The sequence below is a fragment of the Thalassotalea hakodatensis genome (assembly GCF_030295995.1).
In the GTDB taxonomy this organism is placed as follows: Bacteria; Pseudomonadota; Gammaproteobacteria; order Enterobacterales; family Alteromonadaceae; genus Thalassotalea_C; species Thalassotalea_C hakodatensis.
The window spans coordinates 3,897,849-3,910,830 of the sequence record NZ_AP027365.1; the positions used below are offsets into that span (position 1 = coordinate 3,897,849).

The following is a 12,982-nucleotide window of genomic DNA, read 5'->3' on the forward strand; positions in this document are numbered from 1 at the left end:
CCTTATCTCAAACTAATAAAAATGATGACCGACTTAGTCGTTATCAGCAATGCTTTCTGGTGGCCAGTTTTCTAAGCGCATACCTAGAGACAAGCCACGAGACGCTAACACGTCTTTGATTTCAGTCAGAGACTTCTTACCTAAATTAGGTGTTTTAAGAAGTTCGACTTCTGCACGCTGTACTAAATCACCAATATATTGAATCGCTTCTGCTTTTAAGCAGTTCGCAGAACGAACAGTAAGCTCGAGGTCATCAACTGGACGAAGTAAAATTGGATCGAAAAGAGGTTTTTCTTCTTTCGGTTCAACTTCTGTTACATCACGTAATTCAACAAATGCATCAAGCTGTTCAGCAAGAATTGTTGAAGCACGACGGATTGCTTCTTCTGGATCTAACGTGCCGTTAGTTTCCATGTCTATGATTAATTTATCTAAATCTGTGCGTTGTTCAACACGCGCAGAGTCAACATCATAAGCAATACGAACAACAGGGCTGAAAGAAGCGTCAACAAGTAAACGACCAATTGCACGATCTTCATCTTCGGCTTCGCGGCGAGTAGAAGCAGGAACGTAACCACGGCCCATTTCTACTTTAACGCGCATACTGATAGAACCGTCACCAGTTAAGTGACAAATCACATGTTCAGGGTTTGCAATAGTTACATCACCGTCATGTTGAATATCAGCTGCCGTAACAGGGCCTTCACCTGACTTAGTTAAGGTAAGAACTGCTTCAGTTTTGCCTTCTAAACCTATCGCTAGTCCTTTAAGGTTTAACAGTATTTCGATGATATCCTCTTGAACACCTTCTTTACTACTGTATTCATGTAATACGCCGTCTATCTCAACTTCAGTGACGGCACAACCCGGCATTGAAGATAATAAAATACGACGTAAGGCATTACCTAAAGTGTGACCAAAACCACGTTCAAGTGGTTCTAAAGTAACTTTAGAACGGGTAGCACTAACAGTTTCGATGTCTACCATTCGTGGTCTTAGAAATTCGGTTACAGAACCCTGCATTATGTCCTCTCTTAAAGTTCAGCTTTACTTAGAGTAAAGTTCTACTATCAACTGTTCATTAATTTCAGCAGATAAATCTGAACGATCAGGAACACGTTTAAATACGCCTTCCATTTTCTTATTATCTACTTCAACCCAGACTGGCTTTTCACGTTGCTCAGCTAATTCTAAAGCAGCAATAATACGTGCTTGAGTCTTAGATTTTTCACGAACAGAAACCACGTCTTCAGCTTTAACAGTGAAAGATGGAATATTTACAACTTTACCGTTTACTACGATCGATTTGTGACTTACTAATTGACGCGCTTCTGCACGAGTACTAGCAAAGCCCATACGATATACAACGTTATCTAAACGCTTTTCTAAAAGTTGTAACAAGTTTTCACCTGTATTACCTTTTAAGCGTGCAGCTTCTTTGTAATAGTTACGGAATTGTTTTTCTAATACGCCATAAATACGACGTACTTTTTGCTTCTCACGAAGCTGAACACCATAGTCAGACAAACGACCGCGACGTGCGCCGTGCTGACCTGGGATCATTTCGAATTTACATTTAGTGTCAATTGCTCGAACACCGCTTTTAAGGAATAAATCGGTTCCTTCACGGCGACTAAGCTTTAACTTAGGACCTAAATATCTTGCCATTTTCTTTCTCCAACTATCCTATTAAACGCGACGTTTCTTAGGAGGACGACAACCATTATGAGGAATAGGTGTTACGTCAGTAATGTTGGTGATTTTAAAACCAGCAGCATTTAAGGCACGGATTGCAGATTCACGACCTGGACCTGGACCTTTAACGAACACTTCAATATTCTTCAACCCAAACTCTTGCGCAGCTTTACCCGCACGGTCAGCAGCTACCTGAGCAGCAAACGGAGTAGATTTACGTGAACCACGAAAACCTGAACCACCTGCAGTTGCCCAAGATAATGCATTACCTTGACGATCTGTCAGAGTTACGATTGTGTTGTTGAAAGAAGCATGGATATGAGCCATGCCATCAGCAACTTGTTTTTTCACGCGTTTGCGTGAACGAACTGGAGTTTTAGCCATTTTCTATCCCCTCGCTACTTCTTGATAGGTTTGCGAGGACCTTTACGGGTACGCGCATTTGTTTTCGTGCGCTGACCACGTAGAGGTAGACTGCGACGGTGGCGTATACCACGGAAACAACCTAGGTCCATCAAACGTTTGATGTTCATTGAAACTTCACGGCGTAAGTCACCTTCTACAGTGTACTTATCCACTTCTGCACGAAGCAAATCGATTTGTGCTTCGTCTAATTCACTGATCTTTGTAGATTCTGCGATACCAGTTGACACGCAAATTGCTTTTGCGCGTGTTGCTCCGATACCGTAAATCGCAGTAAGGGCAATTACTGCATGTTTACGATCAGGGATGTTAATGCCAGCGATACGGGCCACTAACACATCTCCTATATTTAATTAATTAATAACCACAGGTTGAAAAGCCCGTTAGGATACTCAACCCGCCCATCTTTTGCAAATTAAAGTGTCACTAATTCGTAAAATCAATGACACTTCAAAAAGATTAACCTTGGCGTTGCTTATGCTTAGGGTCGGTCTTGCAAATTACTCGAACAACACCAGCACGTTTAACAACTTTGCAGTTACGGCAAATCTTTTTTACGGATGCACGAACTTTCATTTTCTACTCCGTTAATTAACGTCAGCAAGCTTATCGGCCATAGCCTTTAAGGTTTGCTTTCTTAAGTACGCTGTCATATTGATGAGACATCAAATGCGTTTGTACTTGAGCCATAAAGTCCATAATAACAACAACAATGATCAGTAACGATGTTCCACCGAAGTAAAACTGTACATCCCATGCAATCATCATAAACTCAGGAACCAAACAGATAAAGGTAATATAAAGCGCACCTGTTAAGGTTAAGCGTGTCATTACTTTATCTATATACTTTGACGTTTGTTCACCAGGACGAATCCCAGGAATAAACGCACCAGATTTTTTCAGGTTATCTGCGGTTTCACGCGGATTAAATACCAATGCCGTGTAAAAGAAACAGAAAAATATTATCGCAGCAGCAAGTAGCATAACATATAGCGGTTGACCTGGAGAAATCGCAATTGATAACTCCTGAAGTACGTCCGCTATCATTCCTTCACCTTGGCCAAACCAACTCGCAATAGAGCCAGGGAATAGCAAGATACTAGAAGCAAATATGGGTGGTATAACACCCGCCATATTTACTTTAAGTGGTAAATGCGTACTTTGTGCAGCAAACACTTTTCTACCTTGTTGACGTTTAGCGTAGTTAACAACGATACGACGTTGCCCACGTTCAACAAAAACAACAAAAAATGTTACTGCAAACACAATTACTGCAATCAGCAATAATACTAAAATGTTAATTTCACCTTGACGCGCCATCTCAGCTGTTTGACCAACAGCAGAAGGCATACCAGCAACAATACCAGCAAATATCAAAATTGAGATACCGTTACCAATACCTCGTTCTGTGATTTGCTCACCTAACCACATTAAAAACATGGTGCCAGTGACTAGCGATACAACAGCGGTAAAGTAAAAACCAAACCCTGCATCCATTACCAAACCAGGCATCATACCCGGTAAGCTTTTGGCTATCGCTATTGATTGTACTGTTGCAAGTACTAAAGTACCGTAGCGCGTATATTGACTTATTTTTCTACGCCCTGCTTCACCTTCTTTTTTAAGCTCTGCCATTGTCGGGTGAATCACCGTTAATAGCTGCATAATAATTGAAGCTGAAATATAAGGCATAATACCTAGAGCCAATACAGAGGCACGCTCAAGTGCACCACCAGAGAACATGTTAAACATTTCTACAATGGTGCCCTTTTGTTGTTCAAACAACTGAGCTAATACAGCGGCGTCAATACCAGGGATTGGCACAAATGATCCTAGTCTAAACACAATAAGTGCTAATAGTACGAACCATAATCTTTGTTTCAGTTCAGACAATCCGCCTGAACCTTTGTTATCCATTCCTGGTGTAGCCATAACCTGTATTATTCCTCGATCTTGCCACCAGCAGCTTCAATAGCTGCACGAGCACCTTTAGTAACACCTAAACCACGAATTGTAACAGGTTTAGTGATTTCGCCCGAAAGCATAACCTTAACTGTTTCAATGTTACGTGTGATTAAGTTCGCATTTTTAAGCGCGTAAATATCTACAACATCTGCATCTACATTGTTTAATTCGTGTAAACGAACTTCAGCATGTACTAATGCTTTGCGAGACGTAAAACCGAACTTCGGTAAACGTTGTTTTAAAGGCATTTGACCGCCTTCAAAACCTGGACGAACACTACCACCAGAACGTGACTTCTGACCTTTGTGCCCGCGACCAGCTGTTTTACCTAAGCCAGAACCAATACCACGACCTACGCGTTTCTTGGCTTTTTTAGCGCCTGGTGCAGGAGATAAAGTATTTAAATGCATTATTAATCCTCCACCTTAATCATGTAATGTACTTGATTGATCATACCACGTACAGATGGAGTATCTTCTAACTCAACTGTATGATTGATACGACGTAAACCAAGACCTTTCAATGTAGCTCTATGTTTCGGTAAACGACCGATAGAACTTTTAACTTGAGTTACTTTAACTGTTTTAGCCATGGTAATTACCCCAAGATCTCTTCAACGCTTTTACCACGCTTAGCTGCAACAGTTGCTGGCGATTTCATATTCGCTAGCGCTGAAACAGTAGCACGTACTACGTTGATTGGGTTAGTAGAACCGTATGCTTTAGACAATACGTTCTGTACGCCTGCAACTTCTAGTACTGCACGCATCGCGCCACCGGCGATGATACCTGTACCTTCTGACGCAGGTTGCATGTAAACTTTAGAACCAGAATGACGACCCTTAATAGGGTGTTGAAGAGTTGTACCCTTCAAGTCAATGGTTACTAAGTTACGACGAGCCTTTTCCATTGCTTTTTGGATAGCAGCAGGCACTTCACGTGCTTTACCGTAACCAAAACCAACGCGGCCATTACCATCACCAACTACTGTTAGTGCTGTGAAACTGAAAATACGACCACCTTTAACCACTTTTGACACGCGGTTAACAGCAATCAACTTCTCAGCTAAATCACTTTGTTGTGTGTTTTCTACATTAGCCATCATAAACTCCTAGAACTGAAGGCCAGCTTCACGAGCTGCTTCAGCTAACGCTTTCACGCGACCGTGGTAACGGAAACCTGAACGATCAAATGCTACTGACTCTACGCCTTTAGCTTTTGCACGTTCTGCGATTGCTTTGCCAACAGCTTCAGCTGCAGCAATGTTACCTGTTTTTTCAACTTGTGCTTTCACTTCTTTATCTAAAGTTGAAGCTGATGCTAAAACTTCAGAACCAGTTGGAGCGATAAGTTGCGCGTAAATATGACGAGGAGTACGGTGAACGACTAAACGATTCGCACCCAACTCGCTGATTTTTGCACGTGCACGCTTTGCACGGCGTAAACGAGATGTTTTCTTATCCATCGTATTACCCTACTTCTTCTTAGCTTCTTTACGGCGTACATGTTCATCGCTATAACGAATACCTTTACCTTTATAAGGCTCAGGCTTACGATATGCACGAATGTTCGCTGCAACTTGACCTATCAACTGTTTGTTAGCACTTTTCAGTACAATTTCAGTCTGACTAGGAGTCTCACATGTAACCCCTTCAGGGATTGCATGATCTACTGGGTGTGAAAAGCCTAAAGAAAGGTTTAACACCTTACCAGCAGCTTTTGCACGGTAACCAACACCGTTAAGAATCAATTTCTTTTCGAAACCTTTGCTCACGCCAACAACCATATTGTTGATGTTAGCACGTGCAGTTCCGGCTTGAGTCCATGCTTCTTTACTTTCTGCAGCTACGTCTGTCTTGATAGAGTTTTCTTCTTGAGAAACTGTAACAAGACCATGAATAGTTGTAGATAGTTCTCCAACAGGACCTTTAACTGTGATGTCTTGGCCTGATAACGTAACAGTAACGCCAGCAGGAACTTCGACAAGTGCTTTTGCAACACGAGACATAATTTAGCTCCTTACGCTACTGTACCAAGGATTTCGCCACCTAGACCCGCTTTACGAGCGTCGCGATCCGCCATCAAACCTTTAGAAGTAGAAACGATAGCGATACCCATACCAGCTAGTACTTTAGGAAGCTCAGTAGCTCCTTTATAAACACGTAGGCCAGGACGAGAAACACGTTTAATTGTTTCGATTACTTCTTTACCTTCAAAATATTTCAATTCTACAGTTAATTCTGGTTTTACATCACCAGACACTGAATAATCTGAAATAAAACCTTCTTCTTTAAGCAAGTTAGCAATAGCAACTTTAAGCTTAGAAGATGGCATTGTTACTGCAGCCTTTGCTGCAGATTGACCGTTGCGGATGCGTGTAAACATGTCCGCGATAGGATCAGTCATCATAACCATTTACTCCCGTGAATTACCAACTAGCTTTCTTAAGACCAGGAACTTCACCGCGCATCATGTGCTCACGTAATTGAATACGGCTAAGGCCGAACTTACGTAAGTAACCATGTGGACGACCCGTCACGTTACAACGATTACGTTGACGTGATGAACTTGAGTCACGTGGTAAAGTTTGAAGTTTTAAAACGGCATCCCAACGCTCTTCTTCAGAAGAGTTAACGCTTGAGATGATTTCTTTTAAAGCACGACGCTTTTCAGCGTACTTTGCAACTAGTTTAGTGCGATTTGCTTCACGAGCTTTCATTGACGATTTAGCCATAACTCTACACCTTATTTCTTGAACGGAAAGTTAAAGGCAGTCAGCAAAGCATGACCTTCTTCATTAGATTGCGCAGTAGTAGTGATAGTAATATCCATACCACGAATCTTATCGATTTTATCATAATCGATTTCTGGGAAGATGATTTGCTCTTTCACGCCCATGCTATAATTACCACGACCATCGAACGACTTAGGGTTCAAGCCGCGGAAATCACGAATACGAGGAACTGAAATAGAGATTAAGCGCTCTAAAAATTCCCACATTCTTTCGCCGCGTAAAGTTACTTTTGCGCCAATAGGATAGCCTTCACGGATCTTAAAGCCAGCAACAGATTTGCGTGCTTTAGTGATCAGAGGCTTTTGACCTGAGATTGCAGTAAGATCATTTGTGGCAGCTTCTAAAACCTTTTTATCGGCAATTGCTTCACCAACACCCATATTAAGGGTGATCTTTTCAATCCGAGGGACTTGCATGACACTTTTGTAATCAAACTTCTTTTGAAGTTCAGCTACAACTGTATCTTTGTAAAAATCATGCAGTTTCGCCATCGTTTACTCCAATTAAAATTAAACTAATTCGTTATTAGATTTGAAAAAACGAACTTTCTTGCCGTCTTCAATTCTAAAACCAACACGATCTGCCTTGCCAGTAGCAGGGTTTACGATCGCAACATTAGATACGTTTATAGGTGCTTCTTTTTCTACGATGCCACCAGCTTGCTGTAACTGAGGTACAGGCTTCTGATGCTTCTTAACTAAGTTAACACCTTCTACAAATACTTTGCTGTCTTCAACAAGAACTTTAGTAACTTTACCAGTTTTGCCCTTGTCTTTACCTGCAAGTACGATTACTTCATCATCACGACGAATCTTATTTGCCATTATCGTGACTCCTTATAGTACTTCTGGTGCAAGTGACACGATTTTCATGAACTTTTCAGTTCTTAATTCACGTGTTACCGGCCCGAAAATACGAGTACCAATTGGCTGTAAATTTGCATTAAGCATTACAGCCGCGTTGCCGTCAAAGCGAATGGCTGAGCCATCCTGGCGACGAACGCCCTTTTTAGTGCGCACCACTACCGCATTTAGTACATCACCTTTTTTTACTTTGCCGCGAGGAATTGCTTCCTTCACTGCAACTTTGATGACGTCACCTATGCGTGCATAGCGACGGTGCGAGCCACCAAGGACCTTAATACATTGCACGCGTCGAGCGCCACTGTTATCAGCAACGTCTAGCTGTGTTTGCATTTGGATCATTTTATGTGCTCCGCTGTTATAAAATTCAAGGCCAGAAATTTGACCCGTCACTGCCTTTAAAACCCATCCGTTATTCGGAGGGCGCGAGATTATAACACCACTTATTTCAAAATGGTACTTTAAATAAACAATTTTCTTTACTGTAGCTGAGAAAATTTAAGGCGTGCTTTTTGAAAGTTATTTCTATGTCATTTATAGCGCAGGTATGCGCGATTTACTTTCCGAAAAAATCATTAAATTAACGTTTACTCTCTTTATCAATTGTATGAATTTCCATCCGATTAACACCCTCAATACTTACAGATATTATGGTACTTTTATGAATACCTATCAAAGAGATAGTGATGATTAACCTTAGTTTCACCCCCTGAGTAATAATACCAATTCGTATAAATATTCGGTCATTCAGCGAGGTTTAAACGCTTTAGAGGCACGGTGTTGATTGCAGAGAATAGGTTATTCAGGAGAACGTGCTCCTGCGTTTTCTAATAAGCTACATCCTTGTAGCGTCCTTTTCAAAATCAACAACACAGACTATGAAGCGTTTAAACTCGCCCTTTGGGAGCGTATTAGAGGCGCGATAACTGCGCAAAACCTGTTTGATGTAGAAACAACTATGCCTACACACGTTTCGCTTATTCTTCCACCTCTGACATCGCTCTGAACTGACTTAATCTTTATGCGAATTGGTATAAGTCGCGTTTTAATCTTTTTTAAACGGAAGAATCTACTTTTTAATAATCACACTAATTAAGTGGTCACGTACATTTATCGTTCAAGGAAAATAAATATGAATAAATTTTTAAGGCATAGCCTTTTAATGAGAATTAGTGATTAAAAGTAGAAGGTTTTCTATTTAGCAAAAAAAAGGCTCTGCTATTACTAGCAGAGCCTTTTATATTGTACTTATTGTGATGTTAAATCAGCAATTACGCTTTTTCAACTACGTCTACTAATGTCCAAGATTTACTCTTAGAAATAGGAGCACATTCACGAATAGTTACAATATCACCCGCATTACATACGTTAGCTTCATCATGTGCTTTCAACTTAGTTGAACGCGAAATGAACTTACCGTAGATAGGGTGCTTAACACGACGCTCAATCAGGACAGTGATAGACTTATCCATTTTGTCACTGATTACACGACCTTGTAGTGTACGAATTTTATCGCTCATTACTTACCAGCCTTCTCAGTTATGATAGTCTTAACACGTGCAATATTGCGACGTACCGTTTTTAGCAAGTGAGTTTGTGCTAACTGACCTGTGCTTGCTTGCATGCGATAGTTAAACTGTTCGCGCATAAGCTCAAGTAATTCAGCATTTAACTCTTCAATGCTTTTGTCTTTTAATTCGCTAGCTTTCATTACATCACCGTTCTAGTTACGAAGGTTGTTTTGAACGGAAGTTTAGCTGCTGCTAAAGCAAATGCTTCACGCGCTAACTCTTCTGATACACCTTCCATTTCATAAAGAACACGACCTGGTAGAATTTGACATACCCAATATTCCACAGAACCTTTACCTTTACCCATACGAACCTCAAGAGGCTTCTTGGTAATTGGTTTGTCTGGGAATACACGGATCCAGATTTTACCTTGACGCTTAACGTGACGTGTCATTGCACGACGTGCCGCTTCAATCTGACGAGCAGTCATACGACCACGCTCTACAGATTTAAGGCCGTAAGTACCGAAGCTTACAGTGCTACCAGTGTTCGCAAGACCACGGTTACGCAATTTAAATTGCTTACGGAATTTAGTACGTTTTGGTTGTAACATTACTTATCCCCTACTTGCTCTTGCGGTTGTTTCTTTTCTTAGGTTTAGCTGGGGCTTCTACCTGTGCAGGCATACCACCAATTACTTCACCTTTAAAGATCCAAACTTTAATACCGATTACACCATAAGTAGTGTCAGCACGTGCAATTGAATAATCAATATCTGCACGTAAAGTGTGAAGAGGTACACGACCTTCACGATACCACTCTGAACGAGCAATATCTGCGCCGCCTAAACGACCGCTAACTTCTACTTTGATACCCTTAGCACCTAAACGCATAGCGTTTTGAACAGCACGTTTCATTGCACGACGGAACATAACACGACGCTCTAATTGGCTCGCGATGCTGTCAGCAACTAATTGTGAATCCATTTCTGGCTTACGTACTTCTGCAATATTAATTTGTGCAGGTACACCAGCGATTTTAGATACTTTTACACGTAATTTTTCTACGTCTTCGCCTTTCTTACCGATAACAACACCAGGACGAGCCGTGTGAATTGTTACGCGGATAGATTTAGCTGGACGCTCAATCACGATTTTTGATAATGATGCACGCTTAAGTTTTTCAGATAAGTATGCACGAACTAAATGATCGCCGTGTAAGTTATCTGCAAACTCTTTGCTACTTGCAAACCAAGTAGACGCGAAAGGTTTAGTGATACCTAAGCGAATACCATTTGGATGGACTTTTTGACCCATTCTAATATCTCCTAGCTATCAGCAACAATCACAGTAATGTGACTTGTACGCTTCAGGATACGATCCGCGCGACCTTTCGCACGAGGCTTAATACGCTTCATTGTAGGACCATCGTCAACCATAATGGTTTTAACGAATAAATCATCAATGTCTGCACCTTCGTTATGCTCTGCGTTAGCAATTGCTGAGTTAAGTACTTTCTTTACTAATACAGCAGCACCTTTGTTGCTGTATTCTAAGATTTCCAAAGCTTTCTCAACATGCAAGCCGCGGATTTGATCCACAACTAAACGTGCTTTTTGAGCAGAACCACGGGCAAATTTATGTTTAGCAATAGCTTCCATTTAACTTCCCCTTACTTCTTCTTCGCTTTCTTATCAGCAGCATGGCCGCGATAAGTACGTGTTGGTGCAAATTCACCCAATTTGTGACCGATCATTTCTTCGGTAACAAATACAGGAACGTGTTGACGACCATTATGGACAGCGATAGTCAATCCAATCATATTAGGTATGATCATTGAGCGACGGGACCAAGTTTTGATTGGCTTTTTATTCCCGCTTTCCACCGCTTTCTCTACCTTCGTCAACAAGTGTAGGTCAATAAAAGGACCTTTCTTGAGAGAACGTGGCATGGTGATTCCTCTTTAATTAATTAAGCACTAATTACTTAGTACGACGACGTACGATAAATTTATCTGTACGCTTGTTCTTACGAGTCTTATAACCCTTAGTTGGTACACCCCAAGGAGATACCGGGTGACGACCGCCTGAAGTTTTACCTTCACCACCACCGTGAGGGTGATCAACTGGGTTCATGGCTACACCACGAACTGTTGGGCGAACACCACGCCAACGATTAGCACCAGCTTTACCCAGAGAGCGAAGCATGTGTTCAGCGTTGCCGATTTCACCTAAAGTTGCACGACAATCTGCTTCTACTTTGCGCATTTCGCCTGAGCGAAGACGTAAAGTTACATAAGCACCGTCTTTTGCAACTAACTGAGCGTAAGTACCCGCCGCACGAGCGATTTGAGCACCTTTGCCAGGCTTAAGTTCAATTGCGTGTACAACACTACCTAATGGTGCGTTGCGCAATGGTAATGTATTACCTGCTTTAATCGGTGCATCTGCACCAGACTGTACTGCATCACCAGCTTTTAGGCCTTTTGGCGCTAAAATATAACGACGCTCACCGTCTGCATATAATACTAATGCAATATTAGCTGAACGGTTTGGATCATATTCCACACGTTCTACTTTTGCAGGGATACCATCTTTAGTACGCTTAAAGTCGATTACGCGATAATGATGCTTATGACCACCACCAACGTGACGAACAGTAATACGGCCCGTGTTATTACGACCACCAGACTTAGAGTTTTTCTCTAAAAGAGGTGCGTAAGGCTTACCTTTATATAGGTCCGGGTTAGTCACTTTTATTACGTGGCGACGACCCGGAGAAGTTGGTTTACATTTAACAACTGCCATTTTGCTTCTCCTATGCTTCTGCGCCAACGAAGTCGATGTCACTACCTTCAGCAAGAGTTACATAAGCTTTTTTCCAGTCACTACGACGGCCCATACGAGCTCCCGTGCGCTTAGCTTTACCCTTAACATTTAAAGTACGAACACCGTCAACTTTTACGTCGAAAAGTTTCTCTACTGCCGCTTTGATTTCAGCTTTCTTAGCATCAGTGGCTACTTTGAAAACAATCGTGTTGTTTGCTTCTGCAGTCAATGTTGCTTTTTCAGAAATGTTTGGTGCTAAAAGCACTTTTAACAAACGTTCTTCGCTTATCATGCTAACATCTCCTCGATTTGCTTAACCGCGTCAGCAGTCATTAATACTTTTTCGAAACCAACTAAAGAAACAGGGTCAATCGCTTGTACGTCAACTACGTCAACTTTGTATAAGTTACGAGCAGAAAGGAATAAATTCTCATCTACTTCTGGTGTAACAATTAATACATCTTTAAGCTCTAAACCTTTTAACTTAGACACTAAGTCTTTCGTTTTAGGTGTATCAACTGAGAAGTCATTTACAATCACTAAACGTTCTTGGCGTACTAACTCAGATAAGATGCTTTTGATCGCACCACGATACATTTTACGGTTTACTTTTTGGCTGTGATCTTGAGGACGAGCAGCAAATGTAACGCCACCTGTTCTCCAAATTGGACCACGAGTTGTACCAGCACGCGCGCGACCAGTACCCTTTTGACGCCATGGCTTCTTGCCACCACCGCTAACTTCAGAACGGTTCTTTTGCTTAACAGTACCTTGACGAGCACCTGCTGCATATGCAACAACTACCTGGTGTACTAAAGCTTCGTTGAACTCACGTCCAAAAGTTGCTTCTGAAACTTCAAGAGCGCCTGACGCGTCTTTTAATGCTAATTCCATCAAAATTCTCC

General features: G+C 41.5%; 25 protein-coding genes. All 25 read right to left on the reverse strand.

Annotated features, from left to right (window positions below; all coding sequences use genetic code 11):
* Positions 1 to 33: 33 nt before the first annotated feature.
* The 25 genes from QUE72_RS17265 to rplD all read right to left on the reverse strand — a co-directional run bounded on the left by QUE72_RS17265 (position 34) and on the right by rplD (position 12,971).
* A complete protein-coding gene (locus QUE72_RS17265) occupies positions 34 to 1,023 on the reverse strand; it encodes a DNA-directed RNA polymerase subunit alpha (RefSeq protein ID WP_074496176.1) in 990 nt (329 codons plus the stop codon).
* Between the two features lie 24 nt (positions 1,024 to 1,047).
* A complete protein-coding gene (gene rpsD / locus QUE72_RS17270) occupies positions 1,048 to 1,668 on the reverse strand; it encodes a 30S ribosomal protein S4 (RefSeq protein WP_074496177.1) in 621 nt (206 codons plus the stop codon).
* A 21-nt stretch (positions 1,669 to 1,689) separates the two neighbouring features.
* Positions 1,690 to 2,079 (reverse strand): 30S ribosomal protein S11, encoded by a 390-nt coding sequence (gene rpsK, locus QUE72_RS17275; protein WP_074496178.1) that lies wholly within the window; start codon positions 2,077 to 2,079, stop codon positions 1,690 to 1,692.
* A 14-nt stretch (positions 2,080 to 2,093) separates the two neighbouring features.
* Complete coding sequence (gene rpsM, locus QUE72_RS17280; protein ID WP_074496179.1) at positions 2,094 to 2,450, reverse strand: 30S ribosomal protein S13; 357 nt, start codon at positions 2,448 to 2,450, stop codon at positions 2,094 to 2,096.
* Between the two features lie 127 nt (positions 2,451 to 2,577).
* Entirely contained in the window at positions 2,578 to 2,694 is a 117-nt protein-coding gene (gene rpmJ / locus QUE72_RS17285) for a 50S ribosomal protein L36 (RefSeq protein ID WP_074496180.1), read from the reverse strand.
* Positions 2,695 to 2,724: 30 nt separating this feature from the next.
* Positions 2,725 to 4,050 (reverse strand): preprotein translocase subunit SecY, encoded by a 1,326-nt coding sequence (gene secY, locus QUE72_RS17290; RefSeq protein ID WP_074496181.1) that lies wholly within the window; start codon positions 4,048 to 4,050, stop codon positions 2,725 to 2,727.
* Positions 4,051 to 4,058: 8 nt separating this feature from the next.
* Positions 4,059 to 4,493 carry a 50S ribosomal protein L15 gene (gene rplO, locus QUE72_RS17295; RefSeq protein WP_074496182.1) on the reverse strand — a complete coding sequence of 145 codons (435 nt, stop codon included), beginning with the start codon at positions 4,491 to 4,493 and terminating at the stop codon, positions 4,059 to 4,061.
* Between the two features lie 2 nt (positions 4,494 to 4,495).
* Positions 4,496 to 4,675 carry a 50S ribosomal protein L30 gene (gene rpmD / locus QUE72_RS17300; protein WP_074496183.1) on the reverse strand — a complete coding sequence of 60 codons (180 nt, stop codon included), beginning with the start codon at positions 4,673 to 4,675 and terminating at the stop codon, positions 4,496 to 4,498.
* Positions 4,676 to 4,680: 5 nt separating this feature from the next.
* A complete protein-coding gene (gene rpsE / locus QUE72_RS17305) occupies positions 4,681 to 5,184 on the reverse strand; it encodes a 30S ribosomal protein S5 (RefSeq protein ID WP_074496184.1) in 504 nt (167 codons plus the stop codon).
* A 9-nt stretch (positions 5,185 to 5,193) separates the two neighbouring features.
* Positions 5,194 to 5,547 carry a 50S ribosomal protein L18 gene (gene rplR / locus QUE72_RS17310; protein WP_074496185.1) on the reverse strand — a complete coding sequence of 118 codons (354 nt, stop codon included), beginning with the start codon at positions 5,545 to 5,547 and terminating at the stop codon, positions 5,194 to 5,196.
* Positions 5,548 to 5,556: 9 nt separating this feature from the next.
* The gene (rplF, locus tag QUE72_RS17315; protein ID WP_286270383.1) at positions 5,557 to 6,090 is read right to left on the reverse strand and encodes a 50S ribosomal protein L6; all 534 of its coding nucleotides are present in this window, start codon (positions 6,088 to 6,090) and stop codon (positions 5,557 to 5,559) included.
* 11 nt (positions 6,091 to 6,101) lie between these two features.
* Entirely contained in the window at positions 6,102 to 6,491 is a 390-nt protein-coding gene (gene rpsH / locus QUE72_RS17320) for a 30S ribosomal protein S8 (protein ID WP_139302537.1), read from the reverse strand.
* Positions 6,492 to 6,510: 19 nt separating this feature from the next.
* Entirely contained in the window at positions 6,511 to 6,816 is a 306-nt protein-coding gene (gene rpsN, locus QUE72_RS17325; protein WP_074496187.1) for a 30S ribosomal protein S14, read from the reverse strand.
* A gap of 11 nt (positions 6,817 to 6,827) precedes the next feature.
* Entirely contained in the window at positions 6,828 to 7,367 is a 540-nt protein-coding gene (rplE, locus tag QUE72_RS17330) for a 50S ribosomal protein L5 (protein ID WP_074496188.1), read from the reverse strand.
* An 18-nt stretch (positions 7,368 to 7,385) separates the two neighbouring features.
* Complete coding sequence (gene rplX, locus QUE72_RS17335; protein WP_074496189.1) at positions 7,386 to 7,700, reverse strand: 50S ribosomal protein L24; 315 nt, start codon at positions 7,698 to 7,700, stop codon at positions 7,386 to 7,388.
* 12 nt (positions 7,701 to 7,712) lie between these two features.
* Positions 7,713 to 8,081, reverse strand: coding sequence for a 50S ribosomal protein L14 (gene rplN / locus QUE72_RS17340; protein WP_074496222.1), 369 nt, complete (start codon positions 8,079 to 8,081; stop codon positions 7,713 to 7,715).
* Between the two features lie 929 nt (positions 8,082 to 9,010).
* Positions 9,011 to 9,259 carry a 30S ribosomal protein S17 gene (gene rpsQ, locus QUE72_RS17345; protein WP_074496190.1) on the reverse strand — a complete coding sequence of 83 codons (249 nt, stop codon included), beginning with the start codon at positions 9,257 to 9,259 and terminating at the stop codon, positions 9,011 to 9,013.
* Positions 9,259 to 9,450 (reverse strand): 50S ribosomal protein L29, encoded by a 192-nt coding sequence (rpmC, locus tag QUE72_RS17350; protein WP_074496191.1) that lies wholly within the window; start codon positions 9,448 to 9,450, stop codon positions 9,259 to 9,261. The genes rpsQ and rpmC overlap by 1 nt, the downstream gene beginning before the upstream one ends.
* The gene (gene rplP, locus QUE72_RS17355; protein WP_074496192.1) at positions 9,450 to 9,863 is read right to left on the reverse strand and encodes a 50S ribosomal protein L16; all 414 of its coding nucleotides are present in this window, start codon (positions 9,861 to 9,863) and stop codon (positions 9,450 to 9,452) included. Before rplP ends, rpmC begins: the two co-directional genes overlap by 1 nt.
* A 10-nt stretch (positions 9,864 to 9,873) precedes the next feature.
* Positions 9,874 to 10,566, reverse strand: a complete 693-nt coding sequence (gene rpsC / locus QUE72_RS17360; RefSeq protein WP_074496193.1) for a 30S ribosomal protein S3 — start codon at positions 10,564 to 10,566, stop codon at positions 9,874 to 9,876.
* Between the two features lie 11 nt (positions 10,567 to 10,577).
* Positions 10,578 to 10,910 carry a 50S ribosomal protein L22 gene (rplV, locus tag QUE72_RS17365; protein WP_074496194.1) on the reverse strand — a complete coding sequence of 111 codons (333 nt, stop codon included), beginning with the start codon at positions 10,908 to 10,910 and terminating at the stop codon, positions 10,578 to 10,580.
* 11 nt (positions 10,911 to 10,921) lie between these two features.
* Complete coding sequence (gene rpsS / locus QUE72_RS17370; RefSeq protein WP_074496195.1) at positions 10,922 to 11,200, reverse strand: 30S ribosomal protein S19; 279 nt, start codon at positions 11,198 to 11,200, stop codon at positions 10,922 to 10,924.
* A 31-nt stretch (positions 11,201 to 11,231) separates the two neighbouring features.
* A complete protein-coding gene (gene rplB / locus QUE72_RS17375; protein WP_074496196.1) occupies positions 11,232 to 12,056 on the reverse strand; it encodes a 50S ribosomal protein L2 in 825 nt (274 codons plus the stop codon).
* A gap of 10 nt (positions 12,057 to 12,066) precedes the next feature.
* A complete protein-coding gene (gene rplW / locus QUE72_RS17380; protein WP_074496197.1) occupies positions 12,067 to 12,369 on the reverse strand; it encodes a 50S ribosomal protein L23 in 303 nt (100 codons plus the stop codon).
* Positions 12,366 to 12,971 carry a 50S ribosomal protein L4 gene (gene rplD / locus QUE72_RS17385; protein WP_074496198.1) on the reverse strand — a complete coding sequence of 202 codons (606 nt, stop codon included), beginning with the start codon at positions 12,969 to 12,971 and terminating at the stop codon, positions 12,366 to 12,368. The genes rplW and rplD overlap by 4 nt, the downstream gene beginning before the upstream one ends.
* Between the last annotated feature and the right edge of the window lie 11 nt (positions 12,972 to 12,982).